Raw genomic sequence first — 14,465 nt, forward strand, 5'->3', positions numbered from 1 at the left:
AGGTGAGAAACATTTGTTAGAAGCTTTAAAAAAAGAAGTTTATGAAGCAAATATGCAGTTGCCCAAGTTGGATTTAGTGACATTTACTTGGGGAAATGTTTCTGGAATTGATCGAGAAAAAGGCTTGTTTGTGATTAAACCTTCTGGTGTCGACTATGAAGATTTAAAACCTGAGGATTTGGTAGTTGTAAATCTGCAAGGGGAAGTAGTAGAAGGAAAGATGAATCCTTCTAGCGATACGCCAACGCATACGGTTTTGTATAATGCTTTTCCTAATATTGGAGGGATTGTGCATACTCATTCACCATGGGCAGTCTCGTTTGCCGCTGCTGGGTTAGATGTTCCCGCATTGAACACGACTCATGCGGACACCTTTTATACCGCAGTGCCAGCAGCCAGAGCATTAACTCAAGCAGAAATCGAAGCAGATTATGAAGGTAATACTGGAAAAGCGATTGTAGAGACTTTCAAAGAACGGCAGTTAGATTATGAAGCAACACCAGCAGCTTTAGTCAGTCAGCATGGACCGTTTGCCTGGGGAGCAACTGCAGCCAAGGCAGTTTATAATGCTAAGGTTTTAGAAGTAGTTGCTGAAGAAGATTACCATTCCCTGCAGCTAACCCGAAGCAATATTGAGTTACCACAGTATTTATTAGATAAACATTATTATCGTAAGCATGGACAGAATGCGTACTATGGACAAAATAATGCCCAATCGCAGACACATGCCCAACATGAAAAATAAAAATTAAGGAGTGTTAAATATGTTACAAGTACCTAATTATGAATTTTGGTTTGCTGCTGGTAGTCAGCATTTATATGGTGAAGAAACTCTAAAGAGTGTAGCTAAAGATGCTAAAGAAATTGTAGCTGGACTAAATGCTAGCGGTAAATTACCATATAAAATTGTTTTTAAAGAAGTTTTAACGACTGCAGATGAGATTACTAAATTTATGAAAGAAGCAAATTACAACGATCAAGTAGCGGGTGTGGTTACCTGGATGCATACATTTTCACCTGCTAAAAACTGGATTCGTGGTACCAAGCTTTTGCAAAAACCATTGTTACATTTTGCAACACAATATTTAGATAATATTCCATATGATACGATTGATTTTGATTATATGAACTTAAACCAAAGTGCTCATGGTGATCGTGAATATGGTTATATCAATGCACGCTTGCAAAAGCACAATAAGGTGATTTATGGACACTGGAATGATAGTGAAGTTCAACAAGAAATTGCTGATTGGGAAGATGTTGCAGTTGCTTATGAAGAATCATTTAATTTGAAAGTAGCTCGCTTTGGTGACAATATGCGTAATGTTGCCGTTACCGAGGGTGACAAAATTCAAGCACAAATTCAAATGGGTTGGACTGTTGACTACTTTGGTGTTGGCGATTTAGTAGCTGAAATGAAGCAAGTTTCTGATGATGATGTTGAAAAAGAATATCAAAAACTTCAATCAGATTATGAATTGGTAGTTGGCGACAATGATCCAAAGACTTTTGAACATGCAGTACGTTACCAATTAAAACAATATATTGCTATGACTCGTTTCTTTGAACGTGGTGGGTATAGTGCCTTTACTACCAACTTTGAAGACTTGTGGGGCTTAGAAGAATTACAAGGCTTAGCAGCACAATTATTGATGCGGGATGGTTACGGATTTGCTGGTGAAGGTGATTGGAAGACAGCAGCTTTGTTGCGGACTTTCAAGATTATGACACATAATAAACAAACTGCCTTTATGGAAGATTACACATTAGACTTACGTCCAGGACATCAAGCAATTTTAGGTTCACATATGTTGGAAGTTGACCCTTCGATTGCTTCTACTAAGCCATGTGTAGAAGTTCATCCATTAGACATTGGTGGTAAAGATGATCCTGCACGTTTAGTGTTTACTGGATCTGAAGGACCAGCAATTGATGTTACAATGGCTGATTTCCGTGATGGCTTCAAGTTAATTAGCTATGAAGTGGACGCACATAAGCCTGAAAAAGAAACACCACACTTGCCAGTTGCTAAACAAATGTGGACACCAAAAACAGGTCTTAAAAAAGGTGCTACTGAATGGATTGAAAATGGTGGCGGTCACCATACAGTCTTCTCCTTTGCAGCCACAGAACAACAAGTACAAGATTTGGCAACATTGTATGGAATTGAATTAGTTAATATTAAATAGCTAATATGATTATTAGGAGGAAACACTAATGAATAAAGATAATAATTACATTAATCCATTAATTATCCAAAGAGCTGATCCTTTTATTTATAAACATACGGATGGATATTATTATTTTACTGCTTCTGTGCCAGCTTATAATTTAATAGAAATTAGGCGTGCTAAAACGTTGGCAGGTTTAGCACATGCTGCTCCTAGAACAATATGGCGAAAGCATGATTCTGGTCCAATGAGTCAATTGATTTGGGCACCGGAAATTCACTATATTGATAGTAAATGGTTTATTTACTTTGCTGCTGCTGAAACCACTTCTTTTGACGAAAATGGAATGTTCCAGCATCGTATGTTTTGTATTGAATGCGATAATGAGAATCCAATGGAAAGTGAAGATAATTGGATTGAACGGGGTCAAATTAAAACTCATTTAGATAGTTTTTCGTTAGACGCTACATGTTTTGAAGTAAAAGATAAATTATATTATGTTTGGGCGCAAAAAGACCCGCAAATTAAAGGTAATTCGAATATTTATATAGCTGAAATGGAAAATCCATGGACACTAAAAACTTCTCCGGTTATGTTATCTAAACCAGAATTTGATTGGGAAACTCGTGGCTTTTGGGTAAATGAAGGCCCTGCAGTAATTCATCGTAATGGTCGTTTTTTCTTAACCTATTCTGCTAGTGCTACTGATGAAAATTATTGTATGGGAATGTTGAGCGTTTCTGATCAAGCTGATTTATTAGATAAAGATAATTGGACTAAAAGTAAAGAACCAGTATTTCAAAGTGATTTAGCACAACGTCAGTATGGACCAGGACATAACTCTTTTACTGTAACTGAAGATAATCAAACTGATATTTTAGTATATCATTGTCGTGATTATACCGAAATCAAAGGTGATCCTTTGTATGATCCTAATCGTCATACAAAAATTCAAGCGTTTACTTGGAATGATGATGGGACACCTAATTTTGGCAAGCCAGTTCCTTATAATTATCAATAAAAGGAGATAATACTGATGGATACAACAAACAAAACAAAAAACAAACACTTTTGGGGATTTCCATTTTCTCATTTTAGCTATTTCTTTATTTGGGCTACAATTTATGGGTATTTAACTCTTTGGATGGAACAAGTGGCTCATCTAAATGGTGCCCAATCAGGATTAGTATTTTCAATGATGGCGGGAGTTTCTTTAATATTTCAACCATTTTTTGGAGTGATTTCTGATAAACTTCTATTTAAGAAAACTTTGATATTAACAATTGCTGCAGTCGCAATCTTTATAGGACCATACTTTCAATGGATATTTATGCCGTTATTGCATATTAACTCCTTTTTAGTTGCTTTGGTTACAGGTATTTTCCTAAGTTTCATACTTAATGGTGGTGTTAGTGTTATTGAGCAATATGTTCAAAGAGCTAGTTTGGCTAATGGTTTTGAGTATTCACATTCTCGTTTAGGTGGCTCTTTAGCTGGTATTGTTGCTTCTTTAGTAGCAGGAAGATTGTTCCTTTGGAAACCTAATTCTATTTTTTGGATGTGTAGTGTAGCTGCAATTGTCTTAGTTTGTTTATTATTATTTAGTGATAAAGTTAATCTAGAAAATGCTGCAGCAGCGGGTGATACCTCTAATTCATTAGATTTAAAAACTGTTGGAGCTGTGTTTAAAAATATGAATTTCTGGGTTTTATCAATCTTTTATATGGGTGCTTCTGCGATATTTGATGTTTTTGATCAGCAATTTATTATTTTCTTTAAAACTTTTTTCCATACGGCAGCTCAAGGAACAATTGTTTATAGTTATATGTCATCTGGTCAAACAATTATTGAATTTATTTTGATGTTTCCTATGCCTTGGATTATTAATAAGATTGGTTCTAGAAATGGATTAATTGCTTATGGATTTTTAACCTGTATTCGAATCTTGGGATCAGCTTTGTCGCCTTCATGGGGTTGGGTAGTCTTCTTTAGATTGATTGCTGGATTAGAGATGCCATTACTCTTAACCTCAATTATGAAATATATTGCTGGAGCTTTTGATATCAGAATTTATGCAACTGTCTATGCTTTAGCTTCTAATTTTGCTAAGCAAATATCTGTCTTTATTTTCTCAACAGTAGCTGGGAATTTGTATGATAAAATTGGTTATCAACATACTTATATTATGATGGGAATCTTTGTCTTCTTGATTACATTGTTTGCTGCATTTACTTTAAAGAAAGAAGATCCAGTTCAAGCAGGAGAAGTAGAAAATAATCAAGAAAAGCAAAGTAGTACATCAACTTCAACAAATTAATCTTTTAGAAGGTGAAAAGTATGCTAAAGGTTAATCTATTTATTGATCGTGATAATGTAATTGGTGAAATTGATCCACGAATGTGGGGTTCATTTACTGAACAATTAGGAAGATCTATTTATACAGGTATTTACCAGCCAGACCACCCTCAAGCTGATGATAAAGGATTTCGAAAAGATGTTATCCAGGCAATTTCACAACTAAATGTTCCATTAATTCGTTACCCAGGAGGTAATTTTGTCTCGGGATATAATTGGGAAGATGGCATTGGTCCTAAAGAAAAACGTCCAACTAGATTAGACTTAGCTTGGAAAAGTATAGAAACTAATGAATTTGGATTACATGAGTTTATGCAATGGTGTAAATTAGTGAATGCCCAACCAGATATGGCTATTAATTTAGGCACGCGAGGAATTGATGCTGCACGTAACTTAATAGAATATTGTAATTTTCCTAAGGGAACTTATTGGAGTGACTTAAGGCGTAAAAATGGTGCGGAAAATCCTTTCAATATAAAATTGTGGTCATTAGGTAATGAAATGGATGGCGATTGGCAAATTGGACATAAAACAGCTCATGAATATGGAAGATTAGCACACGAAGCTGCTAAGGTTATGCGTCTAGTTGATCCTAGTATTGAGTTAGTTGCTAGTGGAAGTTCTTTACATGATATGGAAACGTTTGGAAATTGGGAAGAAACTATTTTAGACGATGTATATGATGATGTAGAATATTTATCTTTGCATCAATATTATGACAATTATGAGCATGATATTTCTAAATTTTTAGCTAGTTCTGAAGATTTTGATGCTTTTATTAATGATGTGATTGCAATTTGTGATGCTGTTAAAGCTCGTAAACATAGTAATAAAATAATGTATTTGGCTATGGATGAATGGAATGTTTGGTATCATTCTAAATCAGCAGATGAAAAACAAAAACCTTGGCAAATAGCACCACATTTGCTAGAAGACCACTACAATTTTGCTGACGCATTAGTTGTGGGGGCACTAGCTATAGTATTAATGAAACATGCCGATCGAGTGAAAATTGGATGTTTAGCACAATTAGTTAACGTTATTGCTCCTATTATGACTAGAACCCATGGTAATCCATCCGTCTGGTATCAATCGATTTTTTATCCATTTATGCAAGTTTCCAATTTTGGACAAGGAACTGCATTAACAGTAAAAAATGATGTTTCTACTTATCATGTAGATAATCATGAAGTTCCTTATGTTGATGTAGCTGCTGTTTATAATGATAAACAACAAGAATTGATTTTATTCATTGAAAATAAGGCGAATGTTTCTGCACAATTATGTAGTAAAATAAATAATTTAGTATTAAAAAATGTAATTTCAGCAACTAAGTTTAGCGGTTACGATTTTGAATTGACTAATGAGAAACAAATTATGAAATTCCAAAATCTAACTATTGAAGTTAATGATAATAATCAAATTCAAGTAGAATTAGATCCTTATTCGTGGAACGTAATTAGAATTGCTGCTCATGATTAAGTAATTATCAGAAAGGACTTTACTGAAATGAAATTAGAAAAGCAAATAAAAGTTACTTTTATTTTACTAGTAACAATACTGGCAATGGTCAATTTAGAACCAAAGATAACCTCTGCTGCAACTAATAACAAAATAGTTACAATTGCTGATAAATTTCAATTTTCTGATACTAAGAGCCCCAGTTTTCTATATGGTAGAGGATTGGTTACTACTCATACTGATAAGAGGCATTATGGTCGTTTATATGCTACTTCTGAACATTATGTCAAAGGTGTTCCTTCATATTTAATATTTGAAAGTGTTGATAATGGGAATACATGGAATAAAATTAGTGAAGTACAAGAGCAGCATAATTTTACTGATAATCAGCCTTGGGGTACTAGATATCAACCATTTTTGTACGAATTACCAGAAAAAGTAGGAAAGATGCCTGCAGGAACAATTATTTGTATAGGAAACTCTATACCAGGTGATTTAAGTCAAACATCAATAGATTTATATTATAGTAAAGATCATGCTCAACATTGGAAGTATTTAAGTACTGTTGCTAAAGGTGGACATGCCGATATTAATACTAAACATAATGGACCAGTATGGGAGCCATTTTTAAAAGTTATTAATCATCAACTAGTTTGCTTTTATTCAGATGAAAGAGATAAACCTAAACATAGTCAAAAGTTAGTTCACCAAGTTTCTAACGATGGCATTTATTGGGGAGAAAAGATTGATGACGTAGCTTTTAAATCACCTAATGCGCGCCCCGGAATGGTTACTATTGCGCAAATGGCTAATCAAAAATATATTATGACGTATGAAGTTGTCAATGCTGGTGAATGGCGCACAAATTATAAAATTTCTAATGATGGTTTAAATTGGGATGCCGGTAGTGAAGGCAATAGATTAGCTTATGGTGGAGCTCCTTATGTAGTAACTATGAATGATGGTACTATAGTAGCTAATACTGATGGTAGTGATTATCTATATATAAATAGGGATAATTTGAAATCAGGTCAATGGCAAATTGTTAAGTGTCCTATGCCATTAGCTTATTCTCGTTCAATAACTGTTTTACCTAATAATCAATTGCTATTTGTAAGTGGTGGACCCCTAAAAGCTCCAACAGCCACTGATGATAACCAATTAACGTCAATGATTTTTAATTTAAAATAAATTATAATTTTTGGTAGTTTAATATGTAAAATTATTCCTTAATTCAATAAATAAAAATACCACTTTGATTTCTGTGTTTTGAAATTAGGTGGTATTTTTGTCTTTTGATAAAAAAACTCATGTAGAAGTAATTTACCTTAAATTATTGATTTTTTAGAAGTATTCCTAAAGCCTTTAAGAATATTTATGATTGAAATTGCATATATAATAGTAAAAAAGAAGTTGAATTTTTAAGTATAATAAAATTAAATATTTACTATATAGTTCAATCATAATTTTATTTTAAAGATCAAGTCCAGAACAACGATGATTATTGCAGTTTAGCTGATGTTTGTTTGATCTTGAGTTTAGCTTCTTTGGTTAATCATTAAATTATTACTGATTATATTTGACATTCTAAAGATTTTATAGCTTCCATTTATAGAACAATTTGGTTTTATGATTTGGGAACACCATATAACTATGTAACACTCAATTTTTGGTTATTATTGTTTTTTATGTTTTTATCAAAATTGTTTTAATAATTACGGTGTTAAAAAAGTATCTGTAGTGGTTTTACAAAATGTTATGCAATTTATTTCTGTAATTATTTTGAATTTTCCAAAATTTTAAACCTGTTTTATTTATTAAGGCTGAGTTTTTTCCATCATCAAAAAAATTATTTTTTTAATTCACAATAATAAAAGCATTTATAAATTGGAAAATAATAGTAAATTAAATAATTTAAAAAATAATTTGTGAAATTTAGCTATTAATTAAGCGCTTGACAATAAATGGAAAACGTCTACAATAAAATTGTAATCTTTAGTTAACCGGTTAACTAAAGATTACAAAATCAAAAGTTGATTTTAAAAACTGTTACGAAGAATTTGTTTTGTAGGAATGAGTTTTAACTTAGGTAAGGTTGAAATTTTATTTTCAATTTTGTGGTGCAAGCTATTCATTGCAACTTGACCAATAGAAAAAGAATCCTGCCGAATGCAGCTGATAGGAGGTGTCATTACTTTCATCCAGTCAAACTCTTCATAAGTAGCAACACCATAATCTGTTGGATAAGCAAAATTTAATTTTTGCATGGCTTGTAGAAGCCTGAGCAAAACACGAGCATTCATACAGAAAAATCCAATTTTTTCATTGCCTTTTTTATTCATGATTGTTGCAATGTTTTGCGTGAATTGCTGATATTCGGCTAATTTTCCATGGTGAGGGACCGTGACTAAATAATCTAAGGTAGAGTATTTAGTAGCTTTAATGAATCCTTGATAGCGTTGAGTTCTAGTACTAATGTTTTGAAAGGGCCAAGTAACAAAATAGATTTTTTGATAATTTTGTTTTTTCATTTGTTCTACTAGTTCTTGTACAGATTTAACGTTATCAGTAGCGATGGTATCAATAATTAAATTGGCTGATTGACGGTCAACCATTACAGTATTGGAATTTGATAAGGATTGGTAAATAGGGCTATCAGGATTAACAGGATCAACAATAATACCTGCTACTTTCTCGTTTTGTAAGCGTGTAATATTATCGATTTCTTTTTGTTCACTGTTGTTCGCGTTTGTGAATAAAACACGATAATTATAAGTATCACAACGTTCATAAATACCTGAAAGAACTTGAGAAGTAAATGGATTAGTAATGTCAGCAATGGAAACACCAATAGTTTTGTTTTCGTGTTTAGCCAGATTACGAGCTGTAGTATTGGGAATATAATTAGTATTATTAATGATATTAGCTAAATTTTGGCGTGTTTCTAAGGACATCCGTTCATAATTACCATTTAAGTAATTAGAAACTGTTGCTGTTGAAACATTAGCCATAACAGCGATATCACGGATAGTTAGTTTTTCCATAATTTTTCCTTGTTAATATATATTTACTATATTTATTATAACTTATTTTATTATTAACAATTGGGATATTTTTGATTTTTGGTTAACCGGTTAATATTGTAAATATATGAACAATGAAATGGGGTGGTAGTGTGAGTAAGACATTTATTATTAATACAGCAGCTTTTAAAACACCTGATTGTCAAAGTCTTAATCAACTGTCAAAAATTTCAGAAGCAAAACAATTAGGATATTCTGCAATTGAAATTAGAAACGAATTATTAACTGGTGATAATCAAGAATTAATAGCGATTGCTACCAAAGCCAAAGAATTAAACATAGAGGTTTATTTTAGTGTGGGTGATGTGTTATTCAGTAACAATGAATTAAATCCTAAATTAAGTAGATATATAGAACAAATGCATCTTTTAGACTCTAGAAATCTGAAAATTAATTTAGGAATATTTGATAGTACAAATCAAAACAATTTGGTAGAACAACTATCTCAAATAATAGATAATTCTTATTCGATATATATTGAAAATAATCAAACTCCTATAGAAAGCGATTTACAACAAACTATTGAATTTTTTAGAATTATTCCTAAAACTTTTAATATTAGTTATTGTTTTGATATTGCTAATTGGGAATGGCTTAATACAAATGTATATAATGCAGCCAAGGAACTAGCACCAGTGACAAGATATGTGCATTTGAAAAATATTAGCGATAAAAATGGTAAAAAAGAAGTTACATCTTTAAGCCAAGGAATTTTAGATTGGCAGCGGCTTATTCAGATTTTAAATATGACTGATAAATTTGGCTTTGAATATTATGCTGAACCAGATATTTTGAAATCAGATCTTGCCTTGGTTAAACACAGTTTATTATAAGAAACAGGAGGAACTGACAATTGTTAGAAACTGTCAATCATATTTTTCAAATTTTTGGTGCTAGTGTAGTTGTTCCAATCATGATTTTTATTGTAGCTTTATTTTTGAAGGTTAAGCCTAAAACAGCGATGATGAGTGCATTTTATGCTGGTGTTGGTTTAACGGGATTTGGTTGGGTGATTCAAGCTTTTACTCCAACTATTACTAAAATTATTAAGCAAATGGTTGATAATACAGGAATCAAATTACCAATTGTGGATATTGGTTGGCAAGCTGGATCTTTAGCCTCTTTTGGTTCTACTGTAGGTTTGAGTTTCTTTGTTTTTGGTTTAATTGCTGAATTATTATTATTTGCATTTGGTGTTACAAAAATTTTTATGGCTTCTAATCTATGGAATAATTTTGGTTTTATGATTTGGGGAACACTATGTTATTATGTAACACATAATTTTTGGCTATCATTAGGTTTATCGTTTTTCATGCTTTTATATGCTCTTGCTTTAGCAGAAATTCAGGCTGATCGTTGGTCTAATTATTATGGTGTTAAAAACGCATCAGTGGCCTCTCTGCACAATATTGAGCAAGTTATTCCTGCAATTATTTTGGATCCTTTATGGAATTTATTAGGATTTAATAAAATTAAAATGACTCCAGAATATTTCAAAAATAAATTAGGAGTGTTTGGTGAACCTACAACTCTGGGTGCTTTGTTGGGATTATTAATAGGAATTTTAGGAAATTTGAACTCTTTAGGTACTCTAAAAGCATGGGGACAAATTTTAACAGTTGCTGTCCAATTATCAGCAATTATGACTATTTTCCCATTGATTACTGACGTATTTTCAAAGGCTTTTACACCTTTAGCTGAAGAAATTGATAAAAATACTAAAAGTAAACATACGGGTTCTAATGAAAATGTTAATGAAGTTAAGAATAAAAAACGCTGGTTCTTAGGAGTTGATGATGGAGTCGGTTATGGTGAACCTGCAACAATCATTTCTGGTGTAATTCTTATTCCAATTATGGTATTGGTGGCATTTATCTTACCTGGAAATAAAACTTTACCTATTGTTGATTTAATATCATTACCTTTTATGGTTGAATCAATTGTGGCGATTACACGCGGAAATATTTTAAAAGTAATTGCTAATGGTGTAGTGTGGTTTAGTCTAGGATTGTATGCATCTAGTTGGCTTGGTACATTCTACACGGGTGCTGTATCACATTATGGAGTTGCATTACCTGCTGGCATTGTTTTAATTACTAGTTTTAACTTAATGGCACGACCATTAAATGCGCTGGTATTTGCTGCTTTTGTTTCGCAAAATCCAATTTTTATAGGCTTAGCTATTTTAGTATATTTGGTATTACTTATAGTATTGCGTCGTTATCGTCCACAAATTTGGGAATATTTAAATAATATGGCTGATAAAAATGCAGGCTATTCCGGTAGTAATGAAAAAATAACTTATTAATTAAAGGAGTAAAATATTATGAAAAAAATTGATGGACATTTACATTTAGTACGTTCAGTTGCTGGTTTAAATGGCAAAGGTAGAATGACACCTTTAGGCAATGGTCAAACGATTTGGGATGATGGTACGTTAATTAAATTGATTCCTGATGGTTGGGGCGATGATAATTTTTTGGCTGAATCAGCCTTAAACGTAATGGACGAAAATGGAATTAATAAAGCGGTCTTGCTACAGGGAAGTTTAAATGGTTATCAAAATTATTATTCTTATCAAACAGTAAAAAAGTATCCGGATAAATTTATTGCTGCTTTTTCAGTGGATCCGTTTGCAGATAATGCAATGCAGATTGTTCAACGACATGTAGAAGATTTGGGATTTCGAGCAATTAAATTTGAAATCAGCCAAGGTGGAGGTTTGCACGGTTACCATCAACCTTTCCGATTAGATACAACACCAGAATTAGGAAAGATTTTTCATTTTATTGCTGATTATCCAGGTTTTGTTGTGACTGTGGATTATGGAGATTATACACAATTTAGTTATGAACCAGAAGCTATTGCTAATTTGGCTCAGCGTTATCCAAAATTAGATTTTGTAGTTTGTCATTTATCATTTCCAAATGCTGATCATTTAGATCGTTTAGAAAATGCTTTGCAACAATGGCAACCATTTGCCAATATTTACACTGAAATATCGGCTATTCAAGATATCGAAGGTGAGACTGAATTCCCGTTTCCACGTTGTCAAAAAGATGTTGCTTTAGCTAAAAAAGTTTTAGGAGCTAAACGTATTTTTTGGGGAACTGATTCTCCTTGGTCTTCAACTTTTAATTCATATCACGATTTATCAACGTGGTTGGAAGCTACTGACATTTTTACTGAATCAGAACTAGAAGATGTTATGTATAATAATGCTGAACGGATTTATTTTAAGCCAGAAAATGTTCAAGCAATGAAAGACAGCGAAGACCCTGTATTTAAAAATAAATAATCTAAAGGAGATAATTATTAATGAAAAAAGCAAAAGTATTAGTTACAGGAATTATTCCAGAAGCAGGTTTGTCAGAATTAAAGAAGAATTTTGATGTGACTTATGATCCTGAAAAAGAAACGCGTTCATGGGTGTTAGAACATTTATCTGAATACGATGGTTTGTTAATTATGGGTATGAAAGGAGACCGCGAACTAATTGACGCAGGAACTAATTTAAAAATTATCACTGCTAATGGCGTAGGATTTGATCATATTGATATTGAATATGCTAAAAGCAAGGGTATTGTAGTTTCTAACTGTCCTCAAGGAGTACGAGTTCCTACAGCAGAAATGACTTTTACGCTTTTGCTAGCCACTGTTCGGCATCTACATTTTTACGATAAAGTTGTTCGCTCTGGTAATTGGATTGATGTTTCAGAACCCCAATACATGGGTATGAGTTTGCAAGATAAGATTTTAGGTGTTTATGGCATGGGCCGTATTGGTTCACAAGTTGCAAAATTTGCACAAGTATTTGGTATGAAAGTTATCTATAATGATGCACATCGTTTGGATTCTGATTTGGAACAACAACTGGATGTTAAATATGTAGATTTTGATACTTTAGTTAAAACTGCTGATGTTATTACGCTCCATGCCCCAGCTTTACCATCAACAGAGGGTATTTTTAATGCTGATATTTTTGATAAAATGAAAGATACAGCCTATATTATTAATGCTGCTAGAGGAGTGTTAATTAAGCAAGATGATTTAATTGAAGCTTTAAAAAATGGCAAAATTGCTGGTGCCGGTTTGGATGTTTTTGAAACAGAACCTAATATTCCACAAGCATTACGTGATTTAGATAATGTAGTTATGACTCCACATGCAGGAACGGGCACTTTAGAAGCACGGACTGCTATTGCTGCTGAGGCTTCTCAAAACTTAATATCTTATTTACGAGATAATCAACCGCGCAATCAAGTTAATAAATAATTGTTATAATTTGGAATTTTTATAATTCAAAGTGATCCCCATCGGGTTAAGCAACCTAGCGGGGATTTCTTTGTTCAAAAATAATAAATAATTTTGAGGTGTGCAAAATGCAGTTTAAACAAATTTTTAGTGATCAATTGGATCATTGCTATGCTATTATGAGATTAAAGGCACAAGGACATGATTTTATTATTGTAGCGTCAGAAGAGAATCAACCTTGCTATGCCTATGATTTGAATAATAATTATCAACGAATAACAGTTTGGCCTGACATTGGTGGAACTATGACAATGGTAGCAATTCCGGGTACTTTGAATTTTCTAGCAACACAACGTTTTTATCCTGGATTTAATTCTTCTCGGTGTCGAATTGTTAAAGAAACTTTTAACGGAAATGGCTGGGATCAAAGCGTTATTGGTGATTTTCCTTATATACATCGCTTTGATATTATTCCACAAAATCAAGGTCATAACTTTTGGTATGTAGGTTGTTCAATTGCTAATTCTAAAAAGAATACCGATGATTGGTCTGATCCAGGCAAAGTTTGGGTTGGAGAATATGATGATTCTCAAGAAAAAATTTATGATTTACATTCTTTATCTACTAGAATTACTAAAAACCATGGTTATCGTCGGATGAAGGACTATTCATTAATTACTGGAGCAGAAGGTGTTTATAAGTTAACGTATCCAGACAATCATCAAGACTGGGTACTTACACAATTATCTAGTTTTGAAACTTCTGATATCGCGGCAGCAGATATTAATCATGATGGTCAAAATGAATATTTAGCTATTGAAGGCTTTCACGGCACGAATTTAAGAATTTATGATACTAATTTTAAGACTTTAGCACAAAGTAGTACTGTAACACCCTTTGGACATGCAATTTGGGGTGGCAAGATTGGTGATCGTGAATACTTTTTGTTTGGTTGGCGTGCTGGCCAACAAGGTTTAGAATTAATTGAAGATAGTAATTTATCAGTACAATTAATTGCCGAACATATTGGTCCTAGCAATGTTACTGTTTACGAAAAAGATGGTCAATTATATTTACTATCTGCCAATCGTGAAGCTAATGAAGTGGCTATTTATACTGTTAGTGACTAAAAAGTGGGTGA

At 32.7% G+C, this 14,465-nt stretch carries 12 protein-coding genes; 11 read left to right on the top strand and 1 reads right to left on the bottom strand.

The genetic code is table 11. The features are described 5' to 3' along the window. Nucleotides 1–13: 13 nt before the first annotated feature. From DS830_RS08375 to DS830_RS08400, 6 genes are read left to right on the top strand one after another with little or no spacing between them, the layout of a single operon-like run. A complete protein-coding gene (locus DS830_RS08375) occupies nt 14–745 on the top strand; it encodes an L-ribulose-5-phosphate 4-epimerase (RefSeq protein ID WP_118908999.1) in 732 nt (243 codons plus the stop codon). A 19-nt stretch (nt 746–764) separates the two neighbouring features. Continuing rightward, complete coding sequence (araA, locus tag DS830_RS08380; RefSeq protein ID WP_118909000.1) at nt 765–2,189, top strand: L-arabinose isomerase; 1,425 nt, start codon at nt 765–767, stop codon at nt 2,187–2,189. A gap of 28 nt (nt 2,190–2,217) precedes the next feature. Next, a complete protein-coding gene (locus DS830_RS08385) occupies nt 2,218–3,192 on the top strand; it encodes a glycoside hydrolase family 43 protein (RefSeq protein ID WP_118899822.1) in 975 nt (324 codons plus the stop codon). A gap of 15 nt (nt 3,193–3,207) precedes the next feature. Continuing rightward, nucleotides 3,208–4,488: an oligosaccharide MFS transporter gene (locus DS830_RS08390; RefSeq protein WP_118899820.1), complete on the top strand. Its 1,281-nt coding sequence runs from the start codon at nt 3,208–3,210 to the stop codon at nt 4,486–4,488. A 20-nt stretch (nt 4,489–4,508) separates the two neighbouring features. Then, nucleotides 4,509–6,008 (top strand): arabinosylfuranosidase ArfA, encoded by a 1,500-nt coding sequence (gene arfA, locus DS830_RS08395; protein ID WP_240366804.1) that lies wholly within the window; start codon nt 4,509–4,511, stop codon nt 6,006–6,008. 27 nt (nt 6,009–6,035) lie between these two features. After that, a complete protein-coding gene (locus DS830_RS08400) occupies nt 6,036–7,178 on the top strand; it encodes a sialidase family protein (protein WP_118899818.1) in 1,143 nt (380 codons plus the stop codon). 848 nt (nt 7,179–8,026) lie between these two features. On the opposite strand, the gene DS830_RS08405 is transcribed toward DS830_RS08400, so the two are convergent. Then, nucleotides 8,027–9,031 (bottom strand): LacI family DNA-binding transcriptional regulator, encoded by a 1,005-nt coding sequence (locus tag DS830_RS08405; RefSeq protein ID WP_118899814.1) that lies wholly within the window; start codon nt 9,029–9,031, stop codon nt 8,027–8,029. Nucleotides 9,032–9,144: 113 nt separating this feature from the next. Between DS830_RS08405 and DS830_RS08410 the strand changes: the two genes are divergently transcribed. From DS830_RS08410 to DS830_RS08430, 5 genes are all read left to right on the top strand, one after another. Continuing rightward, nucleotides 9,145–9,903 (top strand): sugar phosphate isomerase/epimerase family protein, encoded by a 759-nt coding sequence (locus tag DS830_RS08410; RefSeq protein ID WP_118909001.1) that lies wholly within the window; start codon nt 9,145–9,147, stop codon nt 9,901–9,903. Between the two features lie 20 nt (nt 9,904–9,923). Continuing rightward, nucleotides 9,924–11,378 carry a PTS galactitol transporter subunit IIC gene (locus tag DS830_RS08415; protein WP_118909002.1) on the top strand — a complete coding sequence of 485 codons (1,455 nt, stop codon included), beginning with the start codon at nt 9,924–9,926 and terminating at the stop codon, nt 11,376–11,378. 18 nt (nt 11,379–11,396) lie between these two features. After that, the gene (locus DS830_RS08420; protein ID WP_118899808.1) at nt 11,397–12,368 is read left to right on the top strand and encodes an amidohydrolase family protein; all 972 of its coding nucleotides are present in this window, start codon (nt 11,397–11,399) and stop codon (nt 12,366–12,368) included. 20 nt (nt 12,369–12,388) lie between these two features. Next, entirely contained in the window at nt 12,389–13,345 is a 957-nt protein-coding gene (locus DS830_RS08425; RefSeq protein WP_118909003.1) for an NAD(P)-dependent oxidoreductase, read from the top strand. Nucleotides 13,346–13,452: 107 nt separating this feature from the next. Continuing rightward, entirely contained in the window at nt 13,453–14,454 is a 1,002-nt protein-coding gene (locus DS830_RS08430; RefSeq protein ID WP_118909004.1) for a hypothetical protein, read from the top strand. The last annotated feature ends 11 nt before the right edge of the window (nt 14,455–14,465 follow it).

The sequence above is a fragment of the Bombilactobacillus bombi genome (assembly GCF_003522965.1).
Classification (GTDB): Bacteria; Bacillota; Bacilli; order Lactobacillales; family Lactobacillaceae; genus Bombilactobacillus; species Bombilactobacillus bombi.

Bases quoted from the DNA above. Each gene is read 5' to 3' on its own strand.
- araA (WP_118909000.1), top strand. From the start codon at position 765: ATGTTACAAGTACCTAATTATGAATTTTGGTTTGCTGCTGGTAGTCAG.
- DS830_RS08385 (WP_118899822.1), top strand. From the start codon at position 2,218: ATGAATAAAGATAATAATTACATTAATCCATTAATTATCCAAAGAGCT.
- DS830_RS08390 (WP_118899820.1), top strand. From the start codon at position 3,208: ATGGATACAACAAACAAAACAAAAAACAAACACTTTTGGGGATTTCCA.
- arfA (WP_240366804.1), top strand. From the start codon at position 4,509: ATGCTAAAGGTTAATCTATTTATTGATCGTGATAATGTAATTGGTGAA.
- DS830_RS08400 (WP_118899818.1), top strand. From the start codon at position 6,036: ATGAAATTAGAAAAGCAAATAAAAGTTACTTTTATTTTACTAGTAACA.
- DS830_RS08405 (WP_118899814.1), bottom strand. From the start codon at position 9,031: ATGGAAAAACTAACTATCCGTGATATCGCTGTTATGGCTAATGTTTCA.
- DS830_RS08410 (WP_118909001.1), top strand. From the start codon at position 9,145: ATGAAATGGGGTGGTAGTGTGAGTAAGACATTTATTATTAATACAGCA.
- DS830_RS08420 (WP_118899808.1), top strand. From the start codon at position 11,397: ATGAAAAAAATTGATGGACATTTACATTTAGTACGTTCAGTTGCTGGT.
- DS830_RS08425 (WP_118909003.1), top strand. From the start codon at position 12,389: ATGAAAAAAGCAAAAGTATTAGTTACAGGAATTATTCCAGAAGCAGGT.
- DS830_RS08430 (WP_118909004.1), top strand. From the start codon at position 13,453: ATGCAGTTTAAACAAATTTTTAGTGATCAATTGGATCATTGCTATGCT.